Source organism: Paraburkholderia sp. MM5477-R1 (assembly GCF_050436385.1).
GTDB lineage: Bacteria > Pseudomonadota > Gammaproteobacteria > Burkholderiales > Burkholderiaceae > Paraburkholderia > Paraburkholderia tuberum.
Map to the genome: position 1 here is coordinate 1078269 of NZ_JBNDMC010000005.1, position 19912 is coordinate 1098180.

Genomic DNA, 19912 nt, shown 5'->3' on the forward strand with positions numbered 1-19912 from the left:
TGTGATGAGCGGGGATCGTGCCGTTCTTCTAGTTGTGATAGACCCCTCGTGAGTTGCTTTCAAAGCACGGCCAGCCAGCCTCCGTCGACATAGATGATCTGGCCGTTGACGTAGCTCGATGCGGGCGACGCAAGAAACACCGCCGTGCCGACGAGTTCTTCCGGTCTGCCCCAGCGTTGCGACGGGTTGCTGTTCTTGACCCAGGCATCGAAGGCGGCGTTCTCGACGAGGGCCTGATTCATATCGGTCAGGATGTAGCCGGGACCGATCGCGTTCGCCTGGATGTTCGATGCGGCCCACTCGGCGCTCATCGCGCGGGTCAGCATCTTGATGCCGCCCTTCGCCGCGGTGTATGCGCCCACCGTCGCGCGAGCGGCCTCACTGGTGAGCGAGCCGATGTTGACGATCTTGCCGCCCGTGCCGCGCGCGATCATCCGTTGTGCCGCCTGCTTCGATACGATGAAGGCACTGGTCAGGTTGGTGTCGATCACGCGCTGCCAGTCCGACAGTTCGAGCTCGACGAGCGGCTTGCGAAACTGGATGCCGGCGTTATTGATGACGATGTCGATCTTCACGCCGTCTTTGTCCCATTGGGCGAACGCATCGGCTACGGCCTGTTCGTCCGTCACGTCGAAGGCTCGGCCTTGCGCGCTGAAGCCCTTCGCATCCAGCCGGCTGACCGCGTCGGCGACCGTATCGGCGCGTGTGCCGTTAAGGATCACGCGCGCGCCTGCGGTTGCGAGTCCCTCGGCAAGCGCAAAGCCGATGCCGCGGGCCGAACCCGTGACGAGCGCCGTGCGCCCGCTCAAATTGAATAGCTGATTCATGCGTTGTTCCTTTCCCAGTGTTCAAAAACGAGGCGTAATGGCGCCCCTCGCGACAGGGCTTGCGTCGCGATGATGGTGAAAACAGGAAGCGTCAGACGGGCCGGTCGTTGGCGGTTTGCCTGAGCTTGTCGCGGTCTTCGAAGTCCTTCTCCGCGCGCTCGATCAGCGTCAGTACCGCGGCCTCCGCGGCCGCTTCATCGCCCCTTTCGATCGCCACGCAAAGAGCTTCATGCATCGGCAGCGAACGCGCCGGACCACCGGCGATTTCGGAGCTGAGTTCAAAGCTCGTCCGCAGAATCGCCGACAGCGCGTTTTGCATCTGCTGGACAAACTGGTTATGGCAGGCGCTCAGGATTGCGCCGTGAAAGGCGAGATCGGCGGGAACATATTCGCCATGGCCAGCGACTGCGCGTTCCATCGCCTTGAAAGCGCGACGCACGGCAACGCGGTCTTCTTCGGTCGCGCGCCGGGCGGCGAGTTTGGCTGCGTTCGGTTCGATGATGAGGCGCAACTCCATCAGGTCCTGGATCAGGCCGGCGTCAACCGCCCCCGCCCGCGCGCGCCACGTGATCACGTCCGGGTCGAACAGTTGCCATTGCGAACGCGGCAGCACGATCGTGCCGTAACGGCGGCGCACCTGGAGCATGCCTTTCGCCGACAGCGACTTCATCGTCTCGCGAATCGTGATGCGACTGACCTGCATTTGCTCGGCGAGCACGGGCTCAGCCGGAAGGATGTCGCCCGGCGCGAACTTGCCTGAACAGATCTGTTCGCCCATCTGGTTCAGGATCTGCCGATGAAGCGTTTCCATGTTTTGCCTCTACATCATACGTATGATGTTCAAATACTAGGCAAATGACCGACCGGGTTCAACCAGGGATCTCCCTGTATCTGACCAATGGGATTAGCAGCCCTTTCGCGTGGGCGATTAACTATCGCTGAGTGGGTTTCCGCGTGCATGTCCCGCGTGCCCGTCGAAAGCAAGCAGCCGCGGTTCCCCGGGCGCGCCCGATGCCAGTTTCAATCCCGATTGTTGTTAGTAGGAGGGCGCTTAACGGCCTTGGGCTTGTGTGACGAGTAAGGTTAGCGCCGCAATCTGTTTGCGTTTGGCCGAGCCATCCGTCGCATGTCGGTATCGAGACGTGGCGCGGTAGCGGTAGGTTCGATTTGTCTGTTGCCGCCTCTTTCGTCTGGCGGCAGGTTCACAACCAGGGACCAGTCAGACGCACGAGAGCGAAGTGCCCGTAGCGGTGCTGGGATGGATAAGTCCCGCCCCTGCGACGTCGAACCTTGTACTTGTTGCGTAACCACCGACGCAGACGCAACCGCGCAGCGGTGTGGCTGTCGAGCGCGCGATACGCGCGTCTGTCCGTTCCTACGTTGAAGTAGTTCGCCCAGCCTCGTAACGAGCGGTTCAACCTGCCCACCAGTTCCGTGGTTTCTTGCCATACCGTCTTAAGAGCGGTCATTGCATGAATCTTTTCTAGCATACGCCGGATACTCTTCTTCGACGGACGCATGCCGATTGAACTGCGGTGGCGGTCGGCGATAGGACTGCGCCGACGTGGGCTACGCGACCATCCACCAAAGGCCACAGCCGACCCGACGCGGTCGGCCGAAGTCGACCCGGTGCGGACGGTCCCAGCCGTCGCAAGCATACGGCAGGTCTGGAGCGTACAGCGGTCAGTCAGGACGTGAAGCTCGGCGCCGGCACCAACGGAGTGGGCTTCGACGTCGGCATGGGCGGGAGGTTCGACGATGGTCGATTGGCAGGCACTCATCATAGTCGACGACGCGCGGGCGAGGCCGCAGGACAAAATCCCGCGCTCACGCCGCGACGCGCGGATCGCGCGCGCATGCGGCGCGATCCGCGATTCATCGTGTGCCAGGTTAGCCGTGGCCGAGCCGGCCGTCGCGCACCCGCCAGAGATCGAGCGGGTTGTCGTCTTGCAGCGCGGGCGGCAGCAGTTCCGCAGGTAGATCCTGATAGCAAACCGGCCGCAGAAAACGCTCGATCGCCATCGCGCCGACCGATGTCATGCGCGGATCGGACGTCGCCGGGAACGGCCCGCCATGCACCATCGCATGCGACACCTCGACGCCGGTCGGATAGCCGTTCGCGAGAATCCGTCCCGCCTTGCGTTCGAGCGTCGGCAGCAGGCGCCGCGCGAGCGCGACGTCGTCCGCCTCGACGTGCAGCGTCGCCGTGAGCTGCCCTCCGACGTGCTCCGCGAGCGCGATCATTTCGTCGACGTTCCTGCAGATCACGATCAGCGACGTCGGCCCGAAGATCTCGTCCTCGAGTTGCGGGTCCGACACGAACGCTTGCTGCGTCGTCGCGAACAACGCCGGGCACGCGGCGCTTTTCGCGTCCGTGTCGGCGCCGCGCGCGAGCGCACACACGTTCGCGCCCGCCGCACGCTCGGCGATGCCGTTCGCATACGCGGCTGCAATGCCGGCGGTCAGCATCGTCTGCGCGCCCTTCTGCCCGAGCGCCTGCGCAGCCGCATCGACGAACACCTGCGTATCTGGCCCGTCGAGCACGACAACGAGGCCCGGATTCGTGCAGAACTGCCCGACGCCGAGCGTCAGCGAATCGACGAACCCGCGCGCGATCTCCGCGCCGCGCTTCGCGAGCGCGCCCGGCAGCACAAAGAATGGATTGATGCTGCTCATCTCCGCATACACCGGAATCGGCTCACGACGCTTCGCGGCGATGTCCATCAGCGCGAGGCCACCGCCGCGCGAGCCGGTGAAGCCGACCGCCTTGATCGCCGGATGCGCGACGAGCGCCTCGCCGATCGCGTTGCCCGCGCCGATCACGAGCGAGAACGTGCCTTCCGGCAGCCCGCACGCGCGCACCGCCTGCTGGATCGCGCGCCCGACGAGCTCCGACGTGCCGAGATGCGCGGGATGCGCCTTCACGATGACCGGGCACCCGGCCGCGAACGCGGATGCGGTATCGCCGCCCGCGACCGAGAACGCAAGCGGGAAATTGCTCGCGCCGAACACCGCAACCGGCCCGACCGGAATCTTCTGCAGACGCAGATCGGCACGCGGCAGCGGCTTGCGCTCGGGCTGCGCGGAATCGATCGTCGCGGCGAGCCAGCGCCCGTCTCGTATGTGCGACGCAAAGAGCCGCAATTGCCCGACCGTCCGCCCGCGCTCGCCTTCGAGCCGCGCGGCCGGCAGTGCCGATTCCTGATGCGCGCGCTCGATCAGCGCGTCGCCGAGCGCGAGAATGTTCTCGGCGATCGTCTCGAGAAAGCGCGCGCGCGTTTCGAACGGCGCCGCCCGGAACGCATCGAACGCCGCGTGCGCGAGCCTGCACGCGCGATCGACGTCGTCCGCGCTGCTCGCGCCGAACGGCGGCTCGAGCGCCGTGCCGCGCGCCGGGTCGAACGCGAACATCGTCCCTTCAGCGCCGCGTACCGAGGCGCCGCCAATCAACATCTCTCCGGTGATCTGCATCATCGTCCTGTCTGTATGTCCAGTTTGCGAGGTTCGTCGAGATCGATCCGGTAGATCCGGATCGCGTTGTCATGCCAGATCGCGCGGCGTGCCGCGTCGCTCAGCTGCCGGTCCGCCATCGCGGCCGCGAACGTCTGCACCAGCGCCGGATACGCGATCCGCAATCCGGCGACCGGGAAGTTGCTCGCGAACATGCAGCGTTCGGCGCCGAAGATCGCGACCGCGTCGCCGATGATCCGGCGATTCTCCGCGTCGTTCCATGCGGCGTCGCGCAGCCCGAATTCGGACAGCTTCACCGACACGCGCGGCTGCTCGGCGAGCGCCTCCATCCCGCGCCGCCAGCGCGCGAGGCCTGTGTCCGAACGGTCCCACGGCAGCCCCGCGTGTTCGAGCACGACGTCGACGGCCGGCGCATCGGCGAGCCGCGCGGCCGTTTCGTCGAGATGCCAGAACGGCACGCGCAGATCCCAGCGCAGCTCATGCGCGGCGAGCCGTTCGAGCGCGCGCGGCCAGCGCGGGTCGCTCAGCGTGCCAGGGCCGTCGACCGTGGCGTCCGGCGTCGCCGACGTGCGCGGCTTGAAGCGCACGCCGCGCACGAGCGGATACGCGGCCTGCTCGGCGAGGCGCTCATCGGCATCGTCGGCGAGCAGGTCGACCCACGCGACGACTGCCGACGGAATCGGATGACGCACCACGACGTCATGCAGCCAGCGCGTTTCCGCGAGCGCGTCGTCGCGCAGGCACTCCGCCTCGACGTGCACGCTCGCGACGACCGGCGCGCCGCCGGCCGCGCGCCGGAATTCGTCGACGCCGAAGTCGTTGCGCAGGTCCGCGTAATCGCCGAGGATGAAGTGCTCGGGATCGTACGCGCCCTGCAACCATGGATAGCGGACGTCGCCGTTCAGGCGCCACAAGTGATGGTGCGCGTCGACGATCGCATCGGGCAGCGCGAGCGCCGCGTCGTCCGCGCGCGGATCAGCGACCGCCTGCGAGCACATAGGACGCGTCCGGCTCGCGCAGCGTCGGCATCTCGTTGACGAAGCGCCACGCAGTCAGGTCGAGTTCGCGCACGTGATCGTCCTGGAACGACACGTACGCGGCGGGCCGCGACGGATGGAACGACAGCGCGGTCGGATTCGCCGGCAACGCGATGCGCTCGATTTCCTCGAGCCGCTCCGCGTCGAACACCGAGATCGACTGCTCGCCCGAATTCGTCAGCAGCAGCAGGTCGCGGCCGTCGACCGAACTCGTCCGGTAAATGCGGTTCGGATCGCTGCGCGTCTTCACGCGGCGGCCGCAGGTCATCGTCGCGGTGTCGATCGGGACGAGCGTGTCGTCGCCGCGGTTTGCGACGAAAAGCGTCTTCTCGTCGCTCGACAGAGCGTTGCCTTCGGGGCGCGGCCCCGGCATCACCGCGCGCGGCGTCACCGTCGCATCGCGCGGATCGAACTGCGTGACCGTGTTCGACAGCAGATGCACGCCGTATGCGCGGCTCGCGTCGCGCGTCAATGTGACGAGGTGCGTCTTCACGCCGCCGGATGGCACCGCCATGTTCGGCACCGTCTGCTCGCGCGGACGATCGAACACGAGCAGCATGTCGCTCGCCTCGCTCATCGCATACAGGCGCCCGTCGGCGTCGCTCGCCATCCCGTGCGGCCGGTAGTACGGCCAAAGGTCGAGGATCCGCGTGAGTTTGCGCTCGTGCAGATCGATCTCGGCGATCCGGTGATCGCCGTCCTGGCCGCGCGTCCACGCGGTTTCGATCCCGAAGATGCCGACGTACGCGAAGCGGCGCTCCGCGTCGACAGTGAACTCGTGTGGGAAGCTCGGCAGCACGATGTGCTTGAGCGCCGCTTTCGTCTCGAGATCGTAGAAGCTGAAGGTATGGGCGCATTTCTGCACCAGCAGCAAAATGTCGTTCATCGTGAATCTCCGTCCTTCGAGGTTTCGCCGCGGCTCGCATATCGTGCCGCGGCGAGTGTGGGTTCGTTGCGTTCGCAACCGTCAGTCGGTTTCTCAGTCCTCGCAGAGCTTCGGCAGCGTCAGCGCGAGCAGGCCGGCCACCGCGAGCGTGACCGCGAGGCTGTACACGCCGGCCGCGGAGCTCACGTGCTGGGTCAGCACACCGACCGCGTACGGGCCGCAGAAGCCGCCGAGGTTGCCGAGCGCGTTAATCAGGCCGCGCGCACTGCCGGCGGTCTCAGGGCTGCAGAGCTTCGGCGGAATCGCCCAGAACACGCCGGCCGCCGCTTGCAGGAAGAAGCCGCAGCCGATCAGGAACGCGAACGACACGAGCATCGTTTCGTGCGTCAGCACCGACAGCGTGAGGCATGCGGCGAAGCCGACGAGCGGCAGCAGCACGAACAGGCGGCGCTTGCCGGTCCGGTCGGACAGATACGACGTCGCGAACATGCCGACCATCATCGCGATGTACGGCAGCATCGCGAGCAGGCCGATCTTGCCCATCCCGGTGTGCGTGAGGTTCTTCAGCAGCGTCGGCAACCACATCGTGTAGCCGTAGATGCCGACCTGGTAGCAGAAGTTGATCGCGATCAGCAGCCAGATCGTCGGGTTGCACATCATCGCGCCGAACGACGCCGCGTCCGGCTTGCCCGACGCGCGCTTGCGCTCCTGCTCTTCGCGCAGCGCGTCGAGGATGTACGCCTTCTCGCGCGGCGACACCCAGCGCGCGGTCCCGGGGCCGTCGTCGGCGAACAGCATCCAGACGATCAGGAACAGCAGCGACAGCACGCCCGTACTGAAGAACAGGTGGCGCCAGTCGTACGCGGCGAGAATGTAGCCGGACAGCGGCGCGGTGATCATCCCGGCGAGCGGCACGAACATGATGACCATCGCGTTCGCGCGCCCGCGTTCGCGATCGGGGAACCAGTTGCTGACCATCGTCAGCACGACGGGCAGCATCCCGCCTTCGGCGACGCCGAGCAGGAAGCGCAGCGTCAGCAGCTCCCACGTATGCGTGACGAGACCGGTCAGCCCCGACAGCGCGGCCCAACTGATGAGCGACCACGCGATGAATTTCTTGCCGCTGCCGAGCGCCGCGCGCTTGCCGCCGGGAATCTGGAGGAACAGGTAGCCGAAGAAGAAGATCCCGCCGGCCAGACCGGCCATCGTCGCGTCCATGCCGAGATCGGCGTTCATCCCGCCCGGCATCGCGAACGCGATGTTCACGCGATCCATGTAAGAGATGATGCACGTGAGCAGCAGCGGCGGAATCACGCGCAGCCAGCGGCGGCGTGGAATGGCTTCGCCGGTGTCGTAAGCCGGGTTGGCCGGGGTCAGCACAGTCATGGTGTCTCCAGTTTTGGTGGTCGGCAGCGACGGACTTCTGATGGACCGCCTGTCACGCCGTGACGAACCGGCACGGAGCCGGCCGCCAGCGCGGAACGCATGTGCGTTCCGCCTCTGCGCGGACGCCTGCCCGTCCGCGCGGCAAACGCGGTTCGCACATGGAACCGCGAAACGCGTGCCGCGCTAACGGACCTCAGCGGCCCCAGCGCAGCACGAGCGGATCGAGCCAGCGCGCGGCGTCGAGCAGCCCAGCGCGAACCTGCGGATGCAGCTCGGGCCACGGCGCGCGCGCCTTGTCGCACGCGATCACGCCGCCCTCCATCATCAGCGCCTTCGCGGTCAGGAAGCCTGCCTGGCGATTCTCGTAGTTGATCAGCGGCAGCCAGCGCGCGTACTGCGCGCACGCTTCGTCACGGTTGCCCGCAAAGTACGCGTCGGTGATCTGGCGAATCCCGTCCGGATAGCCGCCGCCCGTCATCGCGCCGGTCGCGCCCGCGTCGAGATCGGCGAGCAGCGTGATCCCCTCCTCGCCGTCCCACGGACCTTCGATCGCCTCGCCGCCGAGCGCGATAAGCTCGCGCAGTTTCGACGCGGCACCCGCGGTCTCGATCTTGAAGTACGACAAGGCCTCGATCTGGCGCGCGAGCTTTGCGAGGAACGGAGCGGACAGTGTCGTGCCGCTCGCGGGCGCGTCCTGGATCATCAGCGGGATGTCGAGGCCGCCGGTCACTTCCTCGAAGAACGCCTGGATCTGCGCTTCGGACACACGGAACGTCGCGCCGTGATATGGCGGCATCACCATCACCATCGCGGCGCCCAGCGCCTGCGCGTGACGATTGCGTTCCGCGCAGATCCGTGAGCTGAAGTGCGACGTCGTGACGATCACCGGCACGCGGCCGGCGACGTGCTCGAGCGTCGTGCGCGTGATCAGTCCGCGCTCATCGTCGCCTAGCGCGAACTGCTCCGAATAGTTCGCGTGGATGCAGATCCCCTGCGAGCCCGCGTCGATCATGAAATCGAGGCAGCGGCGCTGGCCGTCGAGGTCGAGCGCGCCGTCCTCGGTGAAGATCGTCGGCGCGACTGGGAACACGCCTTTGTAACGCGCTTTCATGATCACTCCACGATCTCGAACTGGTCGAGGAACTCGGTCTTCAGCGTGAGGCCGAGACCCGGCACGTCGTCGCGCAGCTGCAGGTAGCCGTTCTCGGCGACCGGCTCGCCGTCGAAGATGTAATAGAACAGCTCGTTGCCGACCTCGACGTCGAACATCGGGAAGTACTCGCTCATCGGCGACGCGAGCGTGCTCATCGTCAGGTGATAGTTGTGCATCTGGCCCGCATGCGGGATCACCGGCACGCTGTACGCTTCGCACAGCGCGTTGATCTTGTGCGCCATCGTGATGCCGCCGACGCGGTTCGTGTCGTACTGGACCACCGACACCGCCTTGCGGTCGAGCAGCTGCTTGAAGCCGTACAGCGTGAACTCGTGCTCGCCGCCCGAGATCGGGATGCTCGTCAGCTGGTTCAGCTCCGCGTAGCCGTCGATGTCGTCGGCGATCACCGGCTCTTCCAGCCAGCGCGGCTGATACTTCTCGAGCTTCGGCAGAATCCGTTTCGCGTACTCGAGGTTCCAGCCCATGTAGCACTCGAGCATCAGGTCGTTGTCGTAGCCGATCACTTCACGGACCGCGGCGACCGACTTCAGGTTCTCGACGACGCCCTGCTGCCCGTGCGCGGGCCCGTAGCCGAAGCGCATCTTGAACGCCCGGAAGCCCTGGTCGAGGAATTTCTGCGCCTCAGCCTGCATTTCCTTCAGGTCGGTGCGATAGAGCTTCGAGTAGTAGCACGGAATCTTCTCCTTCGTGCGGCCGCCGAGCAGCTTGAAGACCGGCTTGCCGACGCTCTTGCCGAGGATGTCCCAGATCGCGATGTCGACACCCGAGATCGCGGCCATCCCGATCCCCTTGCGGCCCCATGCGTGCGTCGCGCGGTACATCCGCTGGTTCAGGTATTCGTAGTCCCACGGGTCCTGGCCGATCACGAGCGGCGCGAGGTACTGGTCGATGATCACCTTCGCGACCTGCGGTGCGAGCGCGACGTTGCCGTAGCCAACGATCCCGTCGTCGGTCTCGACTTCGACGACCGTCCACGAATGGAAACGGAACGTGCTCATCGTTTCCTGCGGCGCGTACAGCAGGTCCATCGCGTTCGCGCAGAAATTGCCCTGCGGCGGCACGGTCTTGCCCTTCCATTGGAAGACTCGGGCGCGTACGGACTTGATCTTCATTACAGTGTCTCCTGAGATTCGATGTGTTTCGATGCGTCGTGAAGCGCGTGGGCAGCCGGGCGGCCGTTACGCGGAAATCGTCTGCTGCCGGCGCGCGGCGCCCATCCGGCAGGCGATCTGCAAGGCCTGCCAAGTCGCGCCGACGTCGGCGGTGCCGCGGCCTGCAATGTCATACGCGGTGCCGTGCGCGGGCGTCGTGATCGGCACCGGCAGCCCGCCCTGCACGGTCACGCCGCGCGAGAACCCGAGCAGCTTGATCGCGATCTGCCCCTGGTCGTGGTACATCGTGACGATCGCCTGGTAATCGCCGGCCTGCGCCTTCAGGAAGATCGTGTCGGCCGGGAACGGGCCGTGGAACGGCGCATCGGTCGGCCAGTCGCGCGCCTGCAGCTTCGTCACCGCGGGCTCGATGATGTCGATCTCTTCGCGGCCGCAGCTGCCGCCGTCGCCGCCGTGCGGATTGAACGCGGTGATCGCGACCTTCGGCGCCGCGATGCCGTTTGCGAGCAGCGACCGGTAGATCAGCTCCGACGCCTGCTCGATCCGCTCGATGCTCAGGTAGCCCGGCGCGTCCTTCAGCGGCACGTGCGACGAGATGCGCGACGTCCACAGCTCGCCGAGCGTGTTGAATTCGCAGAAGTAGCCGGTCACGCCGAGGTATTCGGCGAAGTGGTGGAGCTCGTCCTCGTGCTTCAGGCCGCCGAGCTTCATCGCGTGCTTGTTCAGCGGCGCGAAGCAGATCGCGTCGACCTCGCCGGCGAGCGTGGCGTCCATGCACAGGTTCAGCACGGTCAGCACCGAGCGGCCGCCGGCCGCGCAGACCTCGCCGACCTTCACTTGTGACGGGTCGATCGTGTCGACTTCGACAAGCGCGGGACACGCGATCGACGGCCGGTTGCGCGCGGCGGCGAGCGACGCGATCGGCTCGACGTCGACTTGCACGCCGGCCACGCGCTGGCCGGCTTCCCACAGCCAGCGGTCGCCGACCAGCACCAGGTTCGCGCGGGACGTCGCATCGGGGCGCGCGAGCAGCTTCGCGATCAGCTCGGCACCGATGCCGGCGGGATCGCCGAGCGTCAGCGCGATGACGGGCAAGGTCGACGGGGCCGTCATGCCAGTTCTCCCGCGTGCGCCACGCGGTGCGCGACCGTTGACTTCGTCTGCATAATGCGTCTCCTTTTCGCCGGAATCCGGCTGTTCCTGATATGGGGTTCATGCTAGGTAGACGGACCGTGCCCGTAAATTGAAAACTCTTGATGAATCGATAACCTGAGGTAATCAAACATGGGCTCGATCGACAAACGCGACTCGACGCCGCAGCTGCTGAACCGGTTGCGGATGCGTCAGATCGCGCTGTTGCTCGCGGTCGACGAATGCTCGACGCTGCACGCGGCGGCCGACCGGCTCGGCCTCACGCAGCCGGCCGCGACAAAGATGCTGCACGAACTCGAGAACGCGCTCGGTCAGCGGCTGTTCAATCGCGTCGGGCGCGGCCTCGTGTTGAATCCGGCCGGCGAGCGCGTGCTCGGCTACTTTCGCGGGATCCGGGGCAGCATGGAGGCGCTGAACCGCGAGCTCGCGGAGCTGCAGCTCGGCAGCGCCGGGCGGCTCGCGATCGGCAGCATCATGGCCGCGTCGCCGGGGCGGCTCACCGAGGCGCTCGTGCAGCTGAAGGCGCGCTATCCGCTGCTCGCGATCGACATCGCGGTCGACACCAGCGACCGGCTGATGCCGCAATTGCAGGAAGGCGTGCTCGAGGTCGTGATCGGCCGCGACGCCGGCAGCGACTGCGTGTTCCGCGCGGTCGACGACGAGGCGCTCGCGGTCGTCTCCGGCCGCAACCATCCGCTCGCGGGCGCGGGGCCGGTCGGGTTCGACGCGCTGCTCGAGTATCCGTGGATCCTGCAGCCGGGCGGCAGCCCGGCGCGCGAGGTCATCGAGGGCGAGTTCCGGATGCATCACCAGCCGATGCCGCGCGGGCTGATCGAGACCGGCTCGATGCTGACGACGATGAACCTCGTCGACCGCTCGCAGATGCTCGGCGTGATCCCGCTGACGGTCGCGCAGCGCAACGCGGAGCACGGGCTCGTCGCGATCGTCGACTACACGCTTGCGCAGAAGCTGCCGTCGTACGGCAGCCTCGTTCGGCGCGACCGGCCGCTCAGCATCCCCGCGCGGCAGTTCCTCACGCTGTTCCATCACGAGGACGACGGCGAGCAGCCAGGCGGTCAGTTGTCCGGCGTCGACACCAGCAGCACGTAAGCCGGCACGTCGGTCGTGCCGGCCAGCGGATGCACGACCGTCGCCTGCACCGACAGCGCGGCGGCGATGTCCGGCGCGCTGTCGATCGTCCCCGTGCGCGTGATCGTCACCAGGCGCGTGGGGCAGCGCAGCGTCTCGCGATACAGCGCTCCGTACCACAGCGGCCGCGTGCGGTACGCGTCCTCGAGCACGTCAGACGCCGCGCGCCATTGCAGCGGCAGGAACTCCTCGCGATCGCATATGGGGTCGGTCGCGAGCCTGAAGACCATGGCCGAGCAGATCGCGGAGAACGCGCGAAGGCTCGTGAAAGGCGAGCCGCTGCTGAACGTCGTCGACGTCGGTCGCGGTTACTGAGTGCCGTTGCGACGATTGATCCGCACCTCGGCGCAATGCCGATCGATAACATACGGATATCGATATATCGCGTAATTTCATTAGTCGGTTATCGACGATCTCCTGATACTAGGCGCTCACCGGAAGCCCGGAATGGCGCTGCCCCCGGACCGCCACGCCGGGCAAATCGACAGACAAAAAAGGAGACGAACGATGTTGAAGTTACGTGCGTGCGCAGCGCTGATCCTGCTCGCCGGCCTGCCGGCCCTGGCGACGGCCTCGGCGCCCTACGTCGACGTGAAGCCGGCAGGCTATCAGAGCGTGATCGACGGCAAGCAGACCGACCTCTACACGCTGAAGAACAAGCAGGGCATGGTCGTGAAGATCAGCAACTACGGAGGCAAGATCGTCGAGCTGCTGGTTCCGGACCGCAACGGCAATCTGGGCGACGTCGTGATGGGCTTCGACACGATCGAGGACGGAAACAGGTACAACCCGTCCACCGGCGCGATCATTGGCCGCTATGCGAACCGAATCGCGAAGGGCCAGTTTACGATGGACGGCAAGCTGTACCAGCTCAGCATCAACAACGGCCCGAACCACCTGCACGGCGGCAAGAAGGGCTCGCGCTTCCGTGTGTTCGACGCGAAGCAGCTCGACGATCACACGCTGCAGATCAACTACGTGTTCAAGGACGGCGAAGAAGGATATCCGGGCAACTGCAGCCTAAAGGTCGTCTATACGCTGACCGACGACAACGCGCTGAAGATCAGGTACGACTCGGTCACCGACAGGAAGACCATCGTCAACTTCTCGAATCACGCGGGCTTCAACCTGAGCGGAGACCCGAGCAACAGCATCGTGAATCACGTGGTGACGATCGACGCTGATACCTTCACACCGGTCGTCAAGCTGATCCCGACCGGCGAGCGTCGCAGCGTCAAAGGGACGCCGTTCGACTTCACGAAGCCGACGCGCATTGCCGACCTGATCTACACGCAGGACGATCAGCTGAAACAAGGCCAGCAGCTCGCGAACCCCCCTGCCGAAGGCGGCTACGACCACAACTGGTTTCTGAACAAGCGTCCGGGCGAATTAGGGCTCGCCGCGCGCGTGTACGAGCCGACGTCCGGCCGGGTGCTGGAGATCTACACGACCGAGCCGGCGATTCACTTCTACTCGGGCAACGCACTGCCCGGCACCGACGTCGGCAAGGGCGGCAGAATCTACGGATTTCGCAGCTTCTTCACGATGCTCGCCGAGCATCCGGACGATTCGCCGAACGAACCCAACTGGCCGACGACCGTGCTGAATCCCGGCGAGCGGTTCACGGCGACGACGATCTATAAATTCTCCACGGCGAAATCAGCGGGGACACCATGACGATGAAACGCATCTACGCGACGACGGGCGCCTGCGCGGCGGCCGTCGCGATCGCGTGCCACGCCTTGCCCGCGCACGCGGAAGAGATCCGGGTCGCGGACAACGCGCCATACACGATCGACCCCGTTCGCCATCCGGATGCCGACAGCGGCCACAACGGCTTCTTCCTCGACATCGTCAGGCAGATGGCCGCCGCGATGAAGCGGGACATTGCCGTGAAATTCGTCGGCTGGCAGGACGCGCAGGCCGAAGCGAGGGCCGGGCACGACATCCTCTTCTTCCCGTACTCGCGAACCGCCGAACGCGAGCCGAACTACATGTGGGTACAGAAGGTGTGGGATATCGAAGAGGTCTTCGTGTCGCAGCCGGGCGCCGCCGCCATCGATTCCTATGATGCGGGCAACGCGTTGCGGGCGATCGGCGTCGTGGGCGGGTCGACGGGCCACGCCGAACTGAAGAAGCGCGGCTTCTCGAATCTCAAGCTCTACAGCAACGCGGCCGCCGTCACCGAGGCCGTCGCCGCCCGCGAGGTGGATGCCGCATACAGCGCTGACATCGAACTGAAATTCGCGTGGCGTGCGGCGAAGCATCCGGGGAATCTCGTCGTCGGAAAGACGCTCGCAAGGCGCGCGCTGTACATCGCCGCGTCGAAGGATTCGCCGGAAATCGATCGCGACGCCTGGGCGAAGGCGTTCGACACGGTCAAGCGTGATGGCGTCGTCGATCGCGCCTACGCGTACTACTTCGGCCAGAAATAGCGAAGCACGGAGCGCAGGTGGCTAAATTGGCCGTCTTGCGCTTCCATCAACGCCACTAATACAAAGGATCAGGAGAGAAACTTTTACTACGAACTCCCCCGCCTTGATCGAGCAGCGAGGGCAAGGTCCGCATCCAACGCTGGTGCTTGATCTGCGCGAACACCGTTCAGCGGGCTCAATAGTCTTTATGAAACCGTCTGTTAAGCGGCCGGCATCAAGCGCAGCGGATCATACCAAGCATGCGACCTGCTTTGGCTATAGCGATGCAAGCCCGTTCGCACGGAAGACTCCATGCACGCCTTTCGCTAAAGCATCGTTCGGAATTGCGCCCAGAACGTTCAAGCGCCGAAGCTCGCATTGGTCGCGAGCGCGCCCGACCGGACGTGCCCCCTCAGGCTGACATTAAGACCCCGCGCCGTGGTAGACGCCTGGCGCGCAGAACCGCAAAGGCCGCTCATGGTGACGTTGCCGACGTTGGAAAGTCTTCACGACCCAGCAGGCAAGTGACCGCTCATGGCCGGTTGCACCCGTTCAGGGGCCGTCACCTTGAGCGGCCATTCGCCGGCTCGCTCGGTACCACCGGCAGCTTTATGGCTTGATAGCTGAGTGAGTGCAACCGGCCAACACCGGTCATTCGAATTCATCGTGGCTAGGGCATTCATATGTCTGCTTTGCACACCAACGCGGTCGATAGTTTAGCGATCGAGCCATGCGGATGCCTTGCACCTAATGCGAAGTCCGGGAGAGCGCCCGTCGCGGCTTTGACGAGTGCTGCCTGAAGTCCCCCCCGCGTCACAATGGTTGTCGCCTGGATAAAATTGGAATCTGGGGGCGATAAAGAGAGAACAAGTTGGCGCGTTACGGAAAGACATTCAAGGACAGAGCAGTGGCGCGGTTGCTGCCGCCGGAGAGCGCATCAGTGGAAGAGGTTGCGCGAGAGATCGGTGTGGGCGCGCAGACGCTGGAGCGCTGGCGCAGTGATGCGCTGTCCAGGCCCGCTCGCGAGCGGGCCTGGACAGCGGCCGCGCGTTTCGAAGCGGTGTTGAGCACGGCAGCGATGGACGAGACGGCCCGCAATGCGTGGTGCCGCGAGCATGGCGTGTATCCGCAGGTTCTGGCGCAGTGGCGGCAAGCGGCCACGCAGGCGCTGGCCGAGCCCGAAGAGGCCCGTGCGAGTCCACAGCAAACGAAGCAGGACCAGCGTCGCATCAAGGAACTGGAACGCGAACTGCGGCGCAAGGAGAAAGCACTGGCCGAGGCAGCCGCATTGCTGGTTCTTTCAAAAAAACTCGGGGCGATCTTCAACACGGACAAGGGCGAGGACGAATGATCGGCCTCGAAGATCGCCAGCTCCTGGCCCGGGAAATCGATTCGGCAAGACTGGCTGGCGCACGGTTGCGCCTGGCCTGCGAGGTGGCCGGGATCGACGTGCGTACCCTGCAGCGCTGGAAGGCCAATCAAGGGCTCGTCACTGGCGACGCCAGGCCCGGCGCGATGCGCCTGCTGCCCGCGCACACCCTGAGCCCGCAGGAGCGGGCAAACGTGCTGCGCGTAGCCAACGAGCCACGCTTTGCCGACATGCCACCGGCGCGTATCGTGCCGATGCTGGCTGACGAAGGCGTGTACATCGCCAGCGAATCGACCTTTGCGCGCGTGCTGCGCGAGCATGGGCAGATGACGCGCCGTGGTCGTGCCAGAACGCCTTCGAGCGCCCGGCCGCCGACCACGCACGTCGCAACGGCGCCGCGCCAGGTGTGGTGCTGGGACATGACCTATCTGCCGGCAACGGTAACAGGGCAATGGTTCCACCTGTACATGATCCTGGACCTGTACAGCCGCAAGATTGTCGGCTGGGAGGTGCACGACAGCGACGCGGCCGAACACGCTGCTCATCTCGTACGTCGTACGGCGCTCTCCGAAGGCATTGCCGCCCTTGAGGCCCGGCCGGTGCTGCACGGCGATAACGGGGCGACGCTGAAGGCCACTACCGTGCTGGCGATGCTGCACTGGCTGGGCATCAAGCCGTCGTACTCGCGCCCCCGGGTCAGCGACGACAACGCCTATGCCGAGGCGCTGTTCCGAACCGCGAAGTACCGGCCGGAGTTTCCGGTCACAGGCTTCGAGGACCTGAACGCTGCTCGCACCTGGGCTGCCGGCTTCGTGCAGTGGTACAACTTCGAGCATCGTCATAGTGGCATCCGCTACGTGACGCCTGCGCAGCGTCACGCCGGTGACGATCGTGCGCTTCTCGCCGCTCGGCATGCACTGTACGAGAGGGCCCGCGAGCGCAATCCGGCCCGCTGGTCGCGCCACACGCGCAACTGGACACCGGTTGGTGCCGTGACGCTTAACCCCGAACGCGACTCAGTCGTCGAGATGGCGTCGATCAGCGCAAATAAACAGCCTCTGGCTGCATGAGTGAGGCGACAACTTGCTTGACGCGCGCCGAGTCTACGGAACGGAGCTTACTGTGGTCGGCGGATCGCGAAGTCGCGCTTCTCCCACGCGACAACAGCAGTCGCGGTTTTCGGCAAACTCTCCGAGTCGACAGCGACGACATCGACAAATGCAAGGTTTGGCCGTTTTCATTCGACGTCCCCTTCGAATATCGGCTGCCCGTTACAAACGGCCCACTGCGGAGTACGGTAAGACATTTCAGGCTGGTCGGGGTGTTGATCCCACGCGGGCATCGCATTCCGTTGTTAGTTTTTCGAGAAATGCAGTTGCAACGGCGTGCGACCCTTCCCACAAAGGATATGGAATTACCCGAATATTGAAATCTTCGAACCAGTATTTCGATGCAATTTTACCTGGGCTTGGCAAAAGGGCGTAGTGAGGGCGGGTATTTCCAGCGTATGAAGTTACAATATCTTGAAGAAGAAAATCGACATTGGGGTCGCTAAAGCTATAGCCATAAAAGAAAACTGTTGAATCCAAGAACAATCGACGAAGGAAGTCCCTGTATCCTGGCATGGAGAAAAGGGCTTGCCGGAAATCACCTCGCGTGAGCACTATAGATTCTGTGTCAAGAATCGAGCCATGTATTTTTATCACTGGAAATGCCGATCTGTCGGCGAGTAAGGTTTCGACACCTGCCGCACCTAGACGGTCCATTAAGCTAGGCATTACCACTTGGGGCCGGTCGCGGTGGTGTTCAATGAAGGAGTCAAAATTCGTCGTTGCCGCCCCTCTAAACGGAATCCTCGCTAAAAGGCGATGTGTTTTAGAAGCGCGACTGTCAGTGAGCTGTTCCCTTAAATATGTTGCGAAATCGAATTTACCCAGCTTTTCCCTGCAAAAGGCAGCGACCACCATGTATGAGCGCGCGTCAAGAAGACTTTTGATTTCAGCTTTTTCCTCCTCCGAGAGAATGCCCGCATATTCGCATCGGTCCGCCATACCGTGCAGTAATTCCGGCCAGCCTGGCAATTTCGCGTCCATGGACGCCCCGGCCCCCGCAAAAAGCAGGCACCGGTGATTGACGATTGCCTCGACGAGCGCCGTCGGCGCCATCGGAACAGGCGGCACAGGCTCGGTTGGCGCGCTAAACGGCATTGTTTCGGAAACCACTGCCGAAAGTCGGTGGTTCAATGCAATCAAATCGGCTGTCTGTACTTTGCGAGTGATTCGCTCCGGAAGCATGAGTGTGAGCTTACCCTCGGGAGCTCCTTCATACATTGTCTTGTCCGGTGCCCAAAATTCACCGTCTCGATCGAAGTAGCGCCTAATGGAGATGTCTACAGTTCCCTGATGTAAGTCGATCTGCACGTAATTGTATGAACAGCTTCCTCGCGACCCGGCGGACTTTGCGCCTGCAGCCAGAGAAAAAGCTTCACTATCAGGCGAAACTATGTTCACGACTCCCGTCTCGTGAACATGGCCATGGAGCATGAAATCGCATCGCTTTGTTAGTAACTCGCGAACATCCGAAGCATCGAAATCTGCAAGCCACGATGTCGGATGGTGAACTAGACTGACGACGAGGTCCGCACCGGAAGCCCTCTCAAGAGCCTCTCTGACCTGCCGTTCTCCGATTACTAAGTGGCCATAGTCATCGGGCGAACCTGAAAGCCAAGAGGAATTTAACCCAAGAATCGCTAGATTTAGTCCATTAACTTCCATTCTTTGCGTATACCCCAAATCCGACGAGCCAATGTTACGCGCCCAAGGAAATTGCGCCTGTATAAAGGCGTGGTACGGCAGTAGACGTTTAGTAAAGAACGCGAGCTCATCTGGATCTCCGATGACTTCGGAAACAATATCTCGTGTGTTCAATGCAGATTTTGCTGAGCGGATCTGGTGCGGTGTTAGGGCAGTCCGATCGACGTCGTGGTTTCCCGGCACGCAGAAAATGCGATCCATTGGGACCGACACCACCATACCGAGATCGCGGAGAAATCGCGCAGCGAATTTATACTCGTCGACGTGTCCGGTCATAGCGACGTCACCCGTCACCAACACGATATCAAACAGTAGTCCTTCATTGCCTACAATACCGGCGATATCACCGAGTAACGATGCAAAAAAAGCCTCTTGATTTGACTGCTCCTCCGCCTGGATATGCAGATCAGACAGGTGAAGCCATGAAAGCTTCTTGTTCATCCTGAGGTCTCCAAACGCAATGCGACCAACCGACTTTACCTGCTACTAGCGCTCGAACTTACCGGAGTACGTTGCAAATTTCCTCCATTTACGATCAATTTAAATATACACGGTGTCGCCTAGAGCGCGCGGAACCTCCTCCATCGCTTCGCAGGTGGGTGCCACACTTGGTAATTATGCCTTGGAGGCGGACGTTAGTAGTCGTCGCGACGAGAGTCCAACGCCCGCTCGCCATGGCACTTGCGCGCGTCGTTACTAAACGACTCTACGACCGCAAATTGGAACGGCGCACGCTTGTGTAAGCGGCTAACGAAAAGTGGAATGGGTGCTTTGTTTGGCATGAATATTCCGCAGTTGCTGTTGAGTTCTCGTAACTTCGTCAACGACGCCTGTCCGTTTTAGACCGGACGTTGCAAGTCGAATGACGGGAACGGGTCGGCTACGGAAGTTCGACGCGGCGGTGCGGCCGACGATCACTGGAAGCCGCTCGATTTCCGGGATCGGCCAAGAAGCGCCGCTTGGGGGTGATGGGGAGCCGGCAGTCGAACGAACGACTTATTTGGCGCATCAATCGGCCCTTCGTACGCCTACGCCCCGCGCTCAACGCACGTAAGGCGAAACCGCCCTCCGAAGGCAGGGGTTGCTGGTTCGATCCCAGCCGGGCGCGCCAAGTCTGATAAG

16 protein-coding genes are annotated in these 19912 nt (G+C 63.8%); 4 read left to right on the forward strand and 12 right to left on the reverse strand.

Annotated features, from left to right (window positions below; all coding sequences use genetic code 11):
• Positions 1-59: 59 nt before the first annotated feature.
• The 10 genes from OKW35_RS17330 to OKW35_RS17375 all read right to left on the reverse strand — a co-directional run bounded on the left by OKW35_RS17330 (position 60) and on the right by OKW35_RS17375 (position 11006).
• Positions 60-827 (reverse strand): SDR family oxidoreductase, encoded by a 768-nt coding sequence (locus OKW35_RS17330; protein ID WP_090812119.1) that lies wholly within the window; start codon positions 825-827, stop codon positions 60-62.
• 91 nt (positions 828-918) lie between these two features.
• The gene (locus OKW35_RS17335; RefSeq protein WP_429552674.1) at positions 919-1638 is read right to left on the reverse strand and encodes a FadR/GntR family transcriptional regulator; all 720 of its coding nucleotides are present in this window, start codon (positions 1636-1638) and stop codon (positions 919-921) included.
• Positions 1639-2029: 391 nt separating this feature from the next.
• Positions 2030-2611, reverse strand: coding sequence for a group II intron maturase-specific domain-containing protein (locus tag OKW35_RS17340; RefSeq protein WP_429552675.1), 582 nt, complete (start codon positions 2609-2611; stop codon positions 2030-2032).
• Positions 2612-2717: 106 nt separating this feature from the next.
• Positions 2718-4298: an aldehyde dehydrogenase (NADP(+)) gene (locus OKW35_RS17345; protein WP_429552803.1), complete on the reverse strand. Its 1581-nt coding sequence runs from the start codon at positions 4296-4298 to the stop codon at positions 2718-2720.
• Positions 4298-5296, reverse strand: a complete 999-nt coding sequence (locus OKW35_RS17350; RefSeq protein WP_429552676.1) for an amidohydrolase family protein — start codon at positions 5294-5296, stop codon at positions 4298-4300. Before OKW35_RS17350 ends, OKW35_RS17345 begins: the two co-directional genes overlap by 1 nt.
• Positions 5274-6221, reverse strand: coding sequence for a YncE family protein (locus tag OKW35_RS17355; protein ID WP_429552677.1), 948 nt, complete (start codon positions 6219-6221; stop codon positions 5274-5276). The genes OKW35_RS17350 and OKW35_RS17355 overlap by 23 nt, the downstream gene beginning before the upstream one ends.
• A 93-nt stretch (positions 6222-6314) precedes the next feature.
• Positions 6315-7607 carry an MFS transporter gene (locus OKW35_RS17360; RefSeq protein WP_090812115.1) on the reverse strand — a complete coding sequence of 431 codons (1293 nt, stop codon included), beginning with the start codon at positions 7605-7607 and terminating at the stop codon, positions 6315-6317.
• A 193-nt stretch (positions 7608-7800) separates the two neighbouring features.
• Positions 7801-8718, reverse strand: coding sequence for a dihydrodipicolinate synthase family protein (locus OKW35_RS17365; protein WP_090812114.1), 918 nt, complete (start codon positions 8716-8718; stop codon positions 7801-7803).
• A 2-nt stretch (positions 8719-8720) separates the two neighbouring features.
• Positions 8721-9893, reverse strand: a complete 1173-nt coding sequence (locus OKW35_RS17370; RefSeq protein ID WP_090812113.1) for an L-rhamnonate dehydratase — start codon at positions 9891-9893, stop codon at positions 8721-8723.
• Between the two features lie 66 nt (positions 9894-9959).
• Positions 9960-11006 (reverse strand): 4-hydroxythreonine-4-phosphate dehydrogenase PdxA, encoded by a 1047-nt coding sequence (locus OKW35_RS17375; protein ID WP_090812112.1) that lies wholly within the window; start codon positions 11004-11006, stop codon positions 9960-9962.
• Between the two features lie 171 nt (positions 11007-11177).
• On the opposite strand from OKW35_RS17375, the gene OKW35_RS17380 reads away from it, so the two are divergent.
• Entirely contained in the window at positions 11178-12155 is a 978-nt protein-coding gene (locus OKW35_RS17380; protein WP_090812111.1) for a LysR family transcriptional regulator, read from the forward strand.
• Here OKW35_RS17380 and OKW35_RS17385 read toward each other — a convergent pair.
• Positions 12122-12424, reverse strand: a complete 303-nt coding sequence (locus OKW35_RS17385) for a hypothetical protein (protein WP_429552678.1) — start codon at positions 12422-12424, stop codon at positions 12122-12124. The two genes, OKW35_RS17380 and OKW35_RS17385, sit on opposite strands and share 34 nt — an antisense overlap.
• 277 nt (positions 12425-12701) lie before the next feature.
• On the opposite strand from OKW35_RS17385, the gene OKW35_RS17390 reads away from it, so the two are divergent.
• The 3 genes from OKW35_RS17390 (at position 12702) to OKW35_RS17400 (ending at position 17047) form a co-directional block, all read left to right on the forward strand.
• Positions 12702-13871, forward strand: a complete 1170-nt coding sequence (locus OKW35_RS17390) for an aldose epimerase family protein (protein WP_429401022.1) — start codon at positions 12702-12704, stop codon at positions 13869-13871.
• The gene (locus tag OKW35_RS17395) at positions 13868-14629 is read left to right on the forward strand and encodes a transporter substrate-binding domain-containing protein (protein ID WP_090812108.1); all 762 of its coding nucleotides are present in this window, start codon (positions 13868-13870) and stop codon (positions 14627-14629) included. Before OKW35_RS17390 ends, OKW35_RS17395 begins: the two co-directional genes overlap by 4 nt.
• Positions 14630-15479: 850 nt before the next feature.
• Positions 15480-17047 (forward strand): IS3 family transposase gene (locus OKW35_RS17400; RefSeq protein ID WP_429552679.1). Its coding sequence is split into 2 segments (ribosomal slippage): positions 15480-15918 and positions 15918-17047, totalling 1569 coding nucleotides; the frame shifts between segments, so codons are not numbered across the junction.
• 237 nt (positions 17048-17284) lie between these two features.
• Here the strand turns inward: OKW35_RS17400 and OKW35_RS17405 are convergent.
• Positions 17285-19231 carry an SIR2 family protein gene (locus OKW35_RS17405; protein WP_429552680.1) on the reverse strand — a complete coding sequence of 649 codons (1947 nt, stop codon included), beginning with the start codon at positions 19229-19231 and terminating at the stop codon, positions 17285-17287.
• Between the last annotated feature and the right edge of the window lie 681 nt (positions 19232-19912).